This is a genomic window from Streptomyces sp. NPDC059695 (assembly GCF_042733785.1).
In the GTDB taxonomy this organism is placed as follows: domain Bacteria; phylum Actinomycetota; class Actinomycetes; order Streptomycetales; family Streptomycetaceae; genus Streptomyces.
Genome location: NZ_JBHWFF010000010.1, coordinates 52335 through 64395, shown reverse-complemented (window position 1 = coordinate 64395; position 12061 = coordinate 52335). Strand labels below are relative to the sequence as shown.

General features: G+C 73.9%; 10 protein-coding genes. 6 read left to right on the top strand and 4 right to left on the bottom strand.

What is annotated here, in order from left to right:
- Positions 1 to 124 precede the first annotated feature (124 nt).
- Positions 125 to 1303 (bottom strand): glycosyltransferase, encoded by a 1179-nt coding sequence (locus ACFV2S_RS14710; protein ID WP_385557918.1) that lies wholly within the window; start codon positions 1301 to 1303, stop codon positions 125 to 127.
- Positions 1304 to 1361: 58 nt separating this feature from the next.
- Here ACFV2S_RS14710 and ACFV2S_RS14705 point away from each other — a divergent pair, with 58 nt between their 5' ends.
- From ACFV2S_RS14705 to ACFV2S_RS14680, 6 genes are all read left to right on the top strand, one after another.
- Complete coding sequence (locus ACFV2S_RS14705; RefSeq protein ID WP_385557915.1) at positions 1362 to 2159, top strand: glutamate racemase; 798 nt, start codon at positions 1362 to 1364, stop codon at positions 2157 to 2159.
- 168 nt (positions 2160 to 2327) lie between these two features.
- Positions 2328 to 2909 (top strand): hypothetical protein, encoded by a 582-nt coding sequence (locus ACFV2S_RS14700; RefSeq protein ID WP_385557912.1) that lies wholly within the window; start codon positions 2328 to 2330, stop codon positions 2907 to 2909.
- A gap of 99 nt (positions 2910 to 3008) precedes the next feature.
- A complete protein-coding gene (lnt, locus tag ACFV2S_RS14695; RefSeq protein ID WP_385557909.1) occupies positions 3009 to 4607 on the top strand; it encodes an apolipoprotein N-acyltransferase in 1599 nt (532 codons plus the stop codon).
- 61 nt (positions 4608 to 4668) lie between these two features.
- The gene (locus tag ACFV2S_RS14690) at positions 4669 to 5151 is read left to right on the top strand and encodes an NUDIX domain-containing protein (protein WP_383795237.1); all 483 of its coding nucleotides are present in this window, start codon (positions 4669 to 4671) and stop codon (positions 5149 to 5151) included.
- Positions 5152 to 5206: 55 nt separating this feature from the next.
- Complete coding sequence (locus ACFV2S_RS14685; protein WP_385557905.1) at positions 5207 to 6046, top strand: 3-hydroxybutyrate dehydrogenase; 840 nt, start codon at positions 5207 to 5209, stop codon at positions 6044 to 6046.
- A 67-nt stretch (positions 6047 to 6113) separates the two neighbouring features.
- A complete protein-coding gene (locus tag ACFV2S_RS14680; RefSeq protein WP_385557902.1) occupies positions 6114 to 8009 on the top strand; it encodes a helix-turn-helix domain-containing protein in 1896 nt (631 codons plus the stop codon).
- A gap of 58 nt (positions 8010 to 8067) precedes the next feature.
- Here the strand turns inward: ACFV2S_RS14680 and ACFV2S_RS14675 are convergent, their stop codons facing one another.
- The 3 genes from ACFV2S_RS14675 to ACFV2S_RS14665 form a co-directional block, all read right to left on the bottom strand.
- Positions 8068 to 9435 carry an MFS transporter gene (locus ACFV2S_RS14675; protein WP_385557900.1) on the bottom strand — a complete coding sequence of 456 codons (1368 nt, stop codon included), beginning with the start codon at positions 9433 to 9435 and terminating at the stop codon, positions 8068 to 8070.
- Positions 9436 to 9938: 503 nt separating this feature from the next.
- Positions 9939 to 10373 carry a hypothetical protein gene (locus ACFV2S_RS14670; protein ID WP_385557897.1) on the bottom strand — a complete coding sequence of 145 codons (435 nt, stop codon included), beginning with the start codon at positions 10371 to 10373 and terminating at the stop codon, positions 9939 to 9941.
- 185 nt (positions 10374 to 10558) lie between these two features.
- On the bottom strand, positions 10559 to 11908 hold the full coding sequence (locus ACFV2S_RS14665; protein ID WP_385557895.1) for a hypothetical protein: 1350 nt from the start codon (positions 11906 to 11908) through the stop codon (positions 10559 to 10561).
- Positions 11909 to 12061 lie beyond the last annotated feature (153 nt).

Genomic DNA, 12061 nt, shown 5'->3' with positions numbered 1-12061 from the left:
AGGTCCTGGACGGGACCCTAGCAAGATCATTCCCCGTGGGCGCCTCCCGTTCTCCCGTCCTCGTGGACGGAGCCACCGTGCCGGAGCAGCCCCTCCGGTGAAGCGGCCACGGAACCCGGGGTGTTCACCGGTCCGGCGCGGCCTCCGGGCGCGCGTACGTCCGGCCCTTCCACGCCGCGCCCCGGCCCCGGTGGTGCCGCACCGCCGAGTCCACCGTCATCAGGAGATAGAGGAACGCCGTGAACGGCAGCAGCGGGGCGAGCCACAGCGGCTGCCGGTAGTAGCGGAGCATCGGCACGTACGTCCCCGCCATCACCGCCCACGCGGCGCCCCCCGCCCACGCCGCCGCCGCGTCCCCGCTCCAGGCGCCCGCCACCAGGGCCGCCGGCGGTACCAGATAGACGAGCGCGAGACCCGCCACCGTCCCCACGAGGAGCAGCGGGTTGTGCCGCAGCTGGGCGTACGCGCTCCGCGCGACCATCCGCCACAGCTCGCCGAGGCCCGGATACGGGCGGACGCTGTCGACCCGCTCCGCGAGCCCCAGCCAGATCCGGCCCCCGGCCCGCCGCACCGCCCGCGCCAGCGACACGTCGTCGATCACCGCCTGCCGGATCGCCTCCGGCACGTCCGCCGCCACCGCCGTCTCCGTCCGCAGCAGCACGCAGCCGCCCGCGGCCGCCGTCGCCAGGGGCCGCGGGCGGTTGATCCAGCGGAAGGGATACAGCTGCGCGAAGAAGTAGACGAACGCAGGGACGACCAGACGCTCCCAGAAGCTCGACACCCGGAGCCGCGCCATCTGCGACACCAGGTCCAGGCCGTCGTCCACGGCCGCCGCCACCAGCCGCCGGAGACTGTCCGGCTCGTGCGCGATGTCCGCGTCCGTCAGCAGCAGGAACTCGGGTCCACCGGCGCGGGCCAGCGCCATGCCGTGCCGCAGCGCCCACAGCTTCCCCGTCCAGCCCGGCTCCGGTTCCCCCGGCGACACCACGGTCAGCGGCAGCCCGCCGTACCGCTCGGACAACTCGACGGCGAGCTTCCCGGTGCCGTCGGTGCTTCCGTCGTCGACCAGGAAGACCTCCGCGGTCCCCGGATAGTCCTGCACCAGCAGCGAGGGCAGGCTCAGCGGCAGGACCTCCGCCTCGTCCCGGGCCGGCACGACGACCGCGACCCGCGGCCACACGTCCGGCGGGGTCCGCCGCACCGGCGGGAGCCGCTGGTCCGTGCGCCAGAAGAAGCCCTGGCCGAGGAGGAGCCAGAGCCAGGCGGCCAGCGAGACGACCGAGAACCAGGCGAGGGTGCTCATTCGCGGCAGTCTGCCCCAGATCGCGGGGGAGGAACGGCTCATCGGCTAGGGTGACCGGGTGAAGATCGCGCTCATGGACTCCGGAATCGGCCTCCTCCCGGCGGCGGCCGCGGTGCGGCGCCTCCGGCCGGACGCGGATCTCCTCCTCTCGAACGACCCCGACGGCATGCCCTGGGGCCCTCGCACCCCCGAGGACCTGACGGGCCGCGCCCTCGACGTCGCCCTCGCCGCCGCCGCGCACCGCCCGCAGGCGCTCATCGTGGCCTGCAACACCGCCACCGTCCACGCCCTGCCCGCCCTGCGCGCCGCCCTCGAACCGGCCGTCCCCGTCATCGGCACCGTGCCCGCGATCAAGCCCGCCGCCGCGGCCGGCGGCAAGGTCGCCATCTGGGCCACCCCCGCCACGACCGGCAGCGCCTACCAGCGCGGACTCATCCGCGACTTCGCCGACGGCGCCGAGGTCACCGAGGTGCCCTGCCCGGGGCTCGCCGACGCCGTGGAGCACGCCGACCGGGACGCCGTGGACGCCGCCGTCGCAGCGGCGGCCGCGCTCACCCCCTCCGACGTCCGCGCCGTCGTCCTCGGCTGCACCCACTACGAGCTCGTCGAGGACCGGATCGTCGCCGCCCTGGAGCCCCGCCGCCAGGCAGGGCTGCCGCCGATCGTCTTCCACGGCTCCGCCGAGGCCGTCGCCGCGCAGGCCCTGCGCCGGATCGGCGCCGAGCCCGCGCCCGACGCCGACCCCACCGGCACCCTCGCCGTCCTGCTCAGCGGCCGGCCGGGGCAGCTCCCCGCCACCGCCCTGGGATACGCCGAGGGCCGCGCCCTCGCGGCCGCCACCGCCGCCGCGCACTGACCGTCCCCCGCCCGGCCGGACCACCGAGCGTCATCGGGTCACCAGGCACGGTCGGACACCGAGCCTCACCGGGCCCGGCTGGGCACCGAGCGTCACCGAACCACCGAGCGTCACCGGGCGAGCGCGCTCCGCCGCGCCGCTCTCCCCGGTCCTGGGTACGCTCCCCTTATGAGGGAGTCTTCCCGGAACCCGGTCCCGCGCCCCGGCGACCCGACGTCCGCCGTCTGGACCGGCCGCGCCACCAACCGCTTCCAGTGGGTCGCGGCCGCCGCCGGCGCGGCCTGCATGGCCCTGGGCGTCACCCTCGCCGTCGAGTCCCCGTGGACCTCCGGCATCGCCGCCCTCCTCATGGCGGTGATCGGCTGCGTCGCGGCCGGACTGCTCGTCCTCTTCGGCACGCTCGCCTTCGTCCACGTCGCCGTGCGGGTCGACGACCGCGCCATGGAGGTCCGCTGCGGCCACATGGGCGTGCCGCGCCGCCGCATCCCGCTCGCCCAGGTCGTCGGCGCCGACTTCGCGCCCAGCGTCACCCCGCGCCAGTGGGGCGGCTGGGGCTACCGCTGGCGCCCCGAGAAGGGCACGGCCGTGATCGTCCGGCGCGGCGAGGGCCTGGTCCTGCGCCTCGGAGACGGCCTCACCTTCACGGTGACCGTCGACGACGCCGAATCCGCGGTCCGCGTCATCCGCGACCGCCTCCACCGCCCGGCCCCGCCGGTCCCTCCGGTCCCGCCCGCCGCGACCGGAGTCTGACCGGACGGGCGGGCCACCCCCGTACACCGTCCCGTGGACGCCCGGCGCCGGGACGCACCTCCCCGCTCGCCCACAGGGGCGACACGTAGACTCCCCAAGGTGAGCGCCACCATCACCCCCGTCGACGCGCCCGGACCCGACGCCGCACCCACGCCGGTCTCCCGGCTGCTGCGGTTCGTACGGCCCGGGGCGGCTCTGCTGTCCGGGTTCCTGCTCTACCTGAGCTTCCCGCCACGACCCCTGTGGTGGCTCGCGCTGCCCGCCTTCGCGCTGCTCGGCTGGACCCTGCGGGGCCGCAGGCTCCGCGCCGGTTTCGGCCTCGGGTACCTCGCCGGACTCGGCTTCCTGCTCCCGCTGCTCGTCTGGACCGGCGAGGAGGTCGGCGCCGGTCCGTGGCTCGCGCTCGCCGCCGTCGAGGCCCTCTTCGTGGCCGCCGCCGGACTCGGCATCGCCGCCGTCTCCCGGCTCCCCTGGTGGCCGTTCTTCGCGGCCGGGGTGTGGATCCTCGGGGAAGGGGCACGCGCGCGCGTGCCCTTCGGCGGCTTTCCCTGGGGCAAGGTCGCCTTCGGGCAGGCGGACGGCTTCTTCCTTCCGCTGGCCGCCGCCGGCGGCACCCCCGTCCTCGGTTTCGCCGTCGCCCTCTGCGGCTTCGGCCTGTACGAGGCGGGCCGCCAGATCCGCGCCCACCGGGCCGCCGGCACCGTCCCGCGCGGTCCGCTCGCCGCCGCGGCGCTCGCGGTCCTGGTCCCGGTCACCGGTGCCGTCGCCGCGCTGCCCCTCGTCGACGACTCCGCCGAGGACGGCACCGCCACCGTCGCCGCCGTCCAGGGCAACGTGCCGCGCCTCGGCCTCGACTTCAACTCCCAGCGCCGGGCCGTCCTCGACAACCACGTGGCCCGCACCCGCGAGCTCGCCCAGGCCGTCAAGGAGGGCCGCGAGCCGCAGCCGGACTTCGTGCTCTGGCCCGAGAACTCCTCGGACATCGACCCCTTCGCGAACCCCGACGCCGCCGACGTCATCGACGGCGCCGTCAAGGCGATCGGCGTCCCCACCGTGATCGGCGCCGTCATCACCCCCGAGACCGGCAAGCTCCGCAACACCCTCATCCAGTGGGACCCCGAGGGCGGCCCCGTCGCGACGTACGACAAGCGGCACGTCCAGCCGTTCGGCGAGTACATCCCGATGCGTTCCTTCGTACGGATCTTCAACAGCAACGTCGACCGGGTGAGCCGCGACTTCGGCGCCGGCACGAAGGTCGGCGTCTTCGACCTCGCGGGCACCAAGGTCGGCCTCGCCACCTGCTACGAGGCCGCCTTCGACTGGGCCGTGCGCGACACCGTCACCCACGGCGCCCAGCTGATCTCCGTCCCCAGCAACAACGCCACCTTCGGCCGCAGCGAGATGACCTACCAGCAGCTCGCGATGAGCCGGGTGCGCGCGGTCGAGCACAGCCGCTCCGTCGTCGTGCCCGTCACCAGCGGCGTCAGCGCGGTCATCCGCCCCGACGGCGAGATCGTCGCGCAGACGAAGATGTTCACCCCCGACGTCCTCGTCGAGAAGGTGCCGCTGCGGTCCTCGCAGACCCCCGCCACCCGACTGGGCACCCTGCCCGAGGCGCTGCTCGCGGTCCTCGCGGCGGCCGGTCTCGGCTGGGCCGCCGCCCGCGCGGTGCGCGCCCGCCGGACGCCGGCGGCCTGAGGAGGCCCCGCACGGGCCCCGGCCCCGGCCCGGAGATGATCTGATGATCTAGGGTCGGGGCATGGGTACTCCTGACTTCATCCGCGAACTGCGCAAGACGGCCGGCCACCAGCTGCTCTTCCTGCCGGGCGTCAGCGCCGTCGTCTTCGACGACCGGGGCAGGGTCCTGCTCGGCAAGCGGGCCGACAACGGCCGCTGGGCGCTCGTCGGCGGGATCGTCGACCCCGGGGAGCAGCCCGCCGACGCCGTGGTGCGCGAGGTGTTCGAGGAGACGGCCGTGCGGTGCGTGCCCGAGCGGATCCTGCTCGTGGAGACCCTGCGCAAGCCCGTCACCTACCCCAACGGCGACATCTGCCAGTACCTGGACGTCTCGTTCCGCTGCCGGGCGGTCGGCGGCGAGGCGCGGGTCAACGACGACGAGTCGACCGAGGTCGGCTGGTTCGAGGTCGACGCGCTGCCGGAGATGAAGCGCTTCTCGTACCTGCGGATCGAGAAGGCGCTCGCCGACGAACCCACATGGTTCCGCACCACAGCAACCGACTGAACTGTGGCGTGAGCACACATCGGTGGGGGAGGGGCCCGTTCATAGGGTGCGGAGCATGAGCGCCCCCATCACCGTCCCCGGCAGCGAGCCCGGCACGGACGCAGCCTCGCCCCTGCCCCGCGCCGCGGGACTCGCCCTCGACCTCACCGGCCGCACCGCGCTCGTCACCGGCGCGGCCGGCGGCATCGGGCGCGCCTGCGCGCTGCGGCTCGCCGCCGCCGGAGCCCGGGTGAGAGCCGTCGACCGTGCCGCCGAGGGCCTGGAGGCCCTGGCCGAGGCGGCCGGGACGCTCCCCGGCGCCCTCGAACCCCGGCTCCTCGACCTGACCGACCTGGACGCGGCCGAGTCGGCGGCGGCCGGGACCGACATCCTCGTCAACAACGCCGGGATCCAGCTGGTCCGCCCCATCGAGGAGTTCCCGCCGGACGTCTTCCACACCGTGCTCACCGTGATGCTGGAGGCGCCCTTCCGGCTCATCCGGGGAGCCCTGCCCCACATGTACGCCCAGGGCTGGGGACGGATCGTGAACCTGTCCTCCGTCCACGGGCTGCGCGCCTCCGCCTTCAAATCCGCGTACGTGGCCGCCAAGCACGGCCTGGAGGGGCTGTCGAAGACCGCCGCCCTCGAAGGCGCGCCGCACGGGGTCACCTCCAACTGCGTCAATCCCGGCTACGTCCGTACCCCGCTCGTCGAACGGCAGATCGCCGACCAGGCCGCCGCCCACGGCATCCCGTCCGAACGGGTTCTCACCGAGGTCCTCCTCAAGGACTCGGCGCTCAAGCGGCTCATCGAACCCGAGGAGGTCGCCGAAGCCGTCCTCTACCTCTGCAGCCCCCAGGCCTCGTTCATGACCGGCACCTCCCTCACCCTCGACGGCGGCTGGACCGCCCACTGAGGTGGACCCTGTGAAGGTCGTCCACAGGGGTGGTGCGACCACACGTACGGCAGGTATCCCTGTGTCCATGTCCCATGAACACGTCTCCTACCTGGAACTCCTCGCCCGGGGAGCGGCGACGGAGGCCTACGACCGGCCCGTGCTGCTCGCCCGCGCGAGCGGCGCGGGCCCCGAGACGCTGGCCGGGCTCGAAGAGGCCAAACAGCTCGCGCTGCGGGTCCGGGCCGAGCTGGAGGGGCGGCGGCGCCGCGAGGCGGAGCTCTCCGCGCTCTTCGCCACCGCCCACGACCTCGCGGGGCTCCGCGACCTCGACGCGGTGCTGCGCGCCATCGTGCAGCGGGCCCGCTCGCTCCTCGGCACCGAGGTCGCCTACCTCAGCCTCAACGACCCGGCGGCCGGAGACACGTACATGCGGGTCACCGAGGGTTCCGTCTCCGCCCGCTTCCAGCAGGTCCGTCTCGGCATGGGGGAGGGGCTCGGCGGTCTGGTCGCCCAGACCGCCCGTCCGTACGTCACCGACGACTACTTCCAGGACCCGCGCTTCCAGCACACGCGCTCGATCGACGCGGCCGTACGGGACGAGGGCCTTGTCGCCATCCTCGGCGTGCCGCTCAGCCTCGGCAGCCAGGTCATCGGCGTCCTGTTCGCCGCCGACCGCAGGGCCAGGGTCTTCGAGCGCGAACAGGTCGCGCTGCTCGCCTCCTTCGCCGCCCACGCCGCCGTCGCCATCGACACCGCCAACCTGCTCGCCGAGACCCGCTCGGCCCTCGCCGAACTGGAGCGGGCCAACGACATCATCCGCGAGCACAGCGGTGTCATCGAGCGGGCCTCCGAGGTCCACGACCGGCTCTCCGAACTCGTCCTGCGCGGCGGCGGCGTCCACGACGTCGCCCACGCCGTCTCCGAGGTCCTCGGCGGGACCGTCGAGTTCACCGAGGCGGGCGCGGGATCCGCCCGCCGCGCCGGGGGCCACGCGGTCCGCGAGGGCGACGACTGGGTCGCCGCCGTCTCCGCCGGCGGCGAGACCCTCGGCGCGCTCGTGCTCCACGGCCAGCCCGACCTCGACCCCGTCGACCAGCGCACCCTGGAGCGCGCCGCCCTGGTGACCTCGCTGCTGCTCCTCGCCCGCCGCTCCGCGGGGGAGGCCGAGCAGCGGGTGCGCGGCGAGCTCCTCGACGACCTCATCGACGCCCCCGACCGGGACCGGAGCCTGCTGCGCGAGCGCGCCGCCCGTCTCCGTACCGACAGCGACGCCCCGCACGTCGTGCTCGCCGCCCGCATCGACCGGGCCGCCGGAGGCCCCGCCGACCCCGACGCCGGCCGCCGCGAGAGCGCCGACCGCCGGCGCCTCTGGTCGGCCGCCTCGCACCTGGCCGCCACCCGGCACGGACTGGCCTCGGCACGCGACGGCGGCACGGTCCTGCTGCTGCCGCTCGGCCAGGGGGAGAGCGCCGCCGAGCTGGCCCGCCAGACCGCCAGGGGACTCGGCGGCACCCTGCGCGAGCCCGTCACGGTCGGCGCCTCCGCCCCCGTACGGGCGCTGCTCGACCGGCCGGACCAGGTGGCCGTCGCGTACGGGGAGGCCCGCCGCTGTCTGGACGCGCTCGGCCTGCTGCACCGCTCGGGCCAGGGCGCGGCCGCCGAGGACCTCGGCTTCCTCGGCCTCCTCCTCGCCGACGGCCGGGACATCGAGGGCTTCGTGGACCGGACCATCGGGCAGGTCGTCGGGTACGACCGGCGCCGGGGCACCGACCTCGTCCGCACCCTGGACGCCTACTTCGCCAGCGGCATGAGCCCGGCCCGCACCAAGGACGAACTCCACGTCCACGTCAACACGGTGGCGCAGCGTCTGGAGCGCGTCGGCCGGCTCCTCGGCCCGGACTGGCAGTCCCCGGCGCGGGCGCTGGAGATCCAGCTGGCGCTGCGCCTGCACGCCCTCTCGGACGTCGTCACGGGGGCCTGACGCGGAACGGCCCCGTGCCCCGCTCTCGGTGAGCGGGGCACGGGGCCGTCGAGCGGGGTCAGGCGTCGGCGCGGACGCGGGCGTCGGCGGGGGTCCGCTCCTCGATGTCCGCGAGGTCCCGGTCGCGGGTCTCGCGGGCGCAGGCGAGGGCGACGACGGTGAGCAGCGCGGCGGCGATCACGTACAGCGAGATCGGGGTCGAGGAGCCGTAGTCGGCGAGGAGCGCGGTCGCGATGAGCGGGGCGGGTGCCCCGGCGGCCACGGAGGAGAACTGGGCGCCGATGGAGGCGCCGGAGTAGCGCATCCGGGTCGCGAACATCTCGGAGAAGAAGGCCGCCTGCGGCGCGTACATCGCCCCGTGCAGGACGAGTCCGACCGTGACGGCGAGCAGCAGGGAGCCGAAGCTGCCCTCGTCGATCAGCAGGAAGAACGGGAACATCCAGGCGCCGACGCCGACCGCCCCGATCAGGTACACCGGCCGGCGGCCGATCCGGTCGGAGAGCGCGCCCCAGGCGGGGATGACGGCGAAGTGGACGGCGGAGGCGACGAGGACGGCGTTGAGGGCGGTCTGCTTGGACAGGCCGACCTGGGTGGTCGCGTACACGAGGATGAACGCGGTGATCACGTAGTACGAGATGTTCTCCGCCATGCGCGCGCCCATCGCGATGAGCACGTCCCGCCAGTGGTGCTTCAGGACCGCCACGAGCGGCATCTTCTCGACCTGCCCGGCGAGCGCCCTGCGCTCCTCGGCGGCGGCGAGCGCCGCCTTGAAGACGGGCGACTCGTCGACGGAGAGCCGGATCCACAGTCCGACGATCACCAGGACGCCGGAGAGCAGGAAGGGCACGCGCCAGCCCCAGGAGGTGAAGGCGGCGTCCGACAGCAGCGCGGTCAGCGCGGAGAGCACGCCGGTCGCGAGGAGCTGTCCGGCCGGTGCGCCGGTCTGCGGCCAGGAGGCCCAGAACCCGCGCCGCTTCGCGTCGCCGTGCTCGGACACGAGCAGGACGGCGCCGCCCCACTCACCGCCGAGCGCGAAGCCCTGCACCAGGCGGAGCACGGTGAGGAGCACGGGAGCGGCTGACCCGACGGTCGCGTGCGTCGGCAGCAGCCCGATCGCGAACGTCGCCCCGCCCATCATCAGCAGGCTCAGGACCAGCAGCTTCTTCCGGCCGAGGCGGTCGCCGTAGTGCCCGAAGACCAGCGCCCCGAGCGGTCGCGCGGCGAACCCGACGGCGTACGTGAGGAACGACAGCAGGGTCCCGACGAGGGGGTCGGACTCGGGGAAGAACAGCTTGTTGAAGACCAGCGCGGCGGCCGACCCGTAGAGGAAGAAGTCGTACCACTCGATGGTGGTGCCGATGAGACTCGCGGCGACGATGCGCTTGAGGGAACCGGGGGGTGTGGGAGCGGTTGTTGCGGCGGCCATGTGCACCACTTCCGAGCGGATGACGGGAACGTTTCGGTGTCGCCACACCGTAGGAAGTGGCAGGTCAGCCGCGTATGTGGTGGGACACCATAGTTCGCCGCTCCCGCATGCGCCCGGCCGCCATGGCCCTCCCCGGCGGCCGGGCAGAGCCCCGCGCACCGGCCGAACGAGCCTGCCGGGCGAGGTCGGCACAGCAACGGCCGATCTCCTTCCACTGCGGGCCAGAGCGGGTGGAACAGTGCACACGGCCGGACGGCTGGCCGCTCAGCGAGAGTGACTGTCCGGTCCAGGAACGGTGTGACGGCTCCCTGAGGAGCCTCGGCGCAGTCGGCGGTGTGGACCGATGGCTTGTTCCCGGCCGCGCCGTCCACCGAATCGTTGCAGCACATACCCGGAGGGCCGGCGAGGGCCGAATACGGCGATGGAGAGCAGGTGCAGCCAACCCTCGGGCAGCTGCCGACGCCCATGCATCCGTCTCGCACGTGACCGTCGACGGCAGCCGCTCAACCCTCCGCCAGCACGGTTTCTCCCTCGTATGGGGCAGGGGCGACATAGACCGAGACCTGGGTCGGCCTGCCGCCGGTGTACCGGTCCTCAGCGAGGCCCGCGACCACATCGCGGAGGATCTCCAGCGCGATCCAGAAATCACCCTCGGCGTCCGCGACGGGCCGGGCGTCGGGCCAGACGATGACCACGCGGGGAGACTTCAGCTCATGAAGCCCACCCCAGACCGAATCCGAGAGGGCGTCCCACACCATGTGGGGCCCGAGCGGCGGGTCCAGGGGAAGCGTCTCCTGAACCGCCCCGAAGAAGGCCTCCTTGTCGGTCCGCCCGGCGGTGGAGAGCGTGAACACGGGAACGCCCTGACAAGCGACCTCGTCGAGTATCCCGGGGATGTCCGTACCGGGAACCTCGTAGAAGCCTGCGGTGACCATCATGCTCAGCACCGTACTGGTGCGCCTCCCCAGCCCGGCGTCGAGTACTCGGCTCGCCCCCGGGTGCTCAGGACTCGGTGACGTCCAATGGGGCGAGAAGGATCCTGGTCGGTCGGTGGCGCGGGCGAGCCGGAGCGTTTCTCCGGTGAACCGCCGCCCCTCCCGTGACCTATGAGGCGGGGAACTGCTCAGAACATCAGGTCGTAGACGTTCCAGCCGCCGCCGATGAGGCTACGGGTGGGGCCGGGACCGATGAGCCCCCAGTACGAGCCGGGCTCGGGGACATGCACACCCCGGTAGAGCCAGAGCTTGCCGGCGGCGTCGCGGGCGACCAGATCGGGAACATCGTCCCGTCCGAGTTCCGCCGTACCGGCGAGGGCGGTGTAGACGTTCCAGCCGCCGCCGATACGCTGCCTCGGCTCGAACGGCGCGCAGGGGATGCAGCCCTGGCGGTCGTACTTCCACAGCACGCCGTCCTTGTCGCGGCTCAGAGCCCCGTCCCACCCGCCTGACTTGACGAGGGCGTTGTACGTGTTCCAGCCGCCGCCGACGCGCTTGCGCGGCTCGAACGGCCGGCTGTAGCCCTCGTAGGTCTTCTCGTAGAGCCACAGCACGCCGTCCCTGTCACGGGCGACCAGGCTGCCGTCGCCGGTGCCGACGAGGGCGGTGTACGTGTTCCAGCCGCCGCCGACCCGCTCGCGGGGCGCGAACGGGGCGGCGGGGTTGCCGGTCCCCTCGTAGTACCAGAGGACCCCGGCCCGGTCACGGGCCACGAGGCGGCCGGTCCCCCCGGCGGTGGCACTGAACAGCGGGGTGACGACGGTGTAGGCGTTCCAGCCGCCGCCGACGCGCTTGCGCGTCGCGAACGGCCGGGTCACGTCACCGGTGCCCTCGTACCGCCACAGCACGCCCTGCTTGTCCCGGGCGTGCAGCGCGCCGCGCTGGCTCGGAGGCGGTGTCGCGGGGACGAAGTCGAGGCGGACCGTCCCCCCGGCCACCACCGTGCCCGTGCTGTCCTTCAGCTCGACCCGGGCGTCCGGGTGGCCCAGGACCGACGCGGTCCGGTCCGCGTCCATGGTCACGGCATAGGTCAGGGTTCCTGCGGCCGGCACCGTGGGAAGATCGAGGGACGGCGGGTCCTGTTCCTCGCCCGCGCGCACGAAAGGCATGTGCCACGGGCACGCCCCGTACGCCGTGCCGTTGACCGTACAGGTGGAGCGGATCACGTTCTCGCTCACCGGCGAACCGCCGGCACTCGCCACCAACGTGGTGGGCAGGCGGAGCATGCCGCTCACGGGCCCCTGCGTCCCCGCCGGCAGCGTGGCCGTGAAGCGCAGCGTCACCGCGCCTTCCTCACCGGCCGGCACGGTCAGCCGGCCGCCTTCCTGGACTACCGTCCCGACCGACCCGGCCTCCGCCGCGGTCCCGGCGGCGGCCGTCGTCACGGGCGCGGCGACGGCCGCAGCACCCCCGAACGTCACCGGCGCCAGGGCCGCGACCAACGCCGCCGCGGCCACCGCCGTACGTACTCGTGCCACAGAGCCCTCCAAGCCATCCGGTGCTGTACACCCCTTCGACTTCCTGACGTCGCGAAAGGTTGTAGACCGTGTCGAGAGGCCGCCCGTCTGGCCCCGGCGGCTGATCGACGACATGCAGGCGAGCCTGCCCGGCCCGGCAGTTCTCCGTGGCTA

What these genes read in the sequence shown, in the direction of transcription:
- ACFV2S_RS14710 (WP_385557918.1), bottom strand. Translation starts at nt 1,303, where the DNA reads ATGAGCACCCTCGCCTGGTTCTCGGTCGTCTCGCTGGCCGCCTGGCTC.
- ACFV2S_RS14700 (WP_385557912.1), top strand. Translation starts at nt 2,328, where the DNA reads ATGAGGGAGTCTTCCCGGAACCCGGTCCCGCGCCCCGGCGACCCGACG.
- ACFV2S_RS14690 (WP_383795237.1), top strand. Translation starts at nt 4,669, where the DNA reads ATGGGTACTCCTGACTTCATCCGCGAACTGCGCAAGACGGCCGGCCAC.
- ACFV2S_RS14685 (WP_385557905.1), top strand. Translation starts at nt 5,207, where the DNA reads ATGAGCGCCCCCATCACCGTCCCCGGCAGCGAGCCCGGCACGGACGCA.
- ACFV2S_RS14680 (WP_385557902.1), top strand. Translation starts at nt 6,114, where the DNA reads ATGTCCCATGAACACGTCTCCTACCTGGAACTCCTCGCCCGGGGAGCG.
- ACFV2S_RS14675 (WP_385557900.1), bottom strand. Translation starts at nt 9,435, where the DNA reads ATGGCCGCCGCAACAACCGCTCCCACACCCCCCGGTTCCCTCAAGCGC.
- ACFV2S_RS14670 (WP_385557897.1), bottom strand. Translation starts at nt 10,373, where the DNA reads ATGATGGTCACCGCAGGCTTCTACGAGGTTCCCGGTACGGACATCCCC.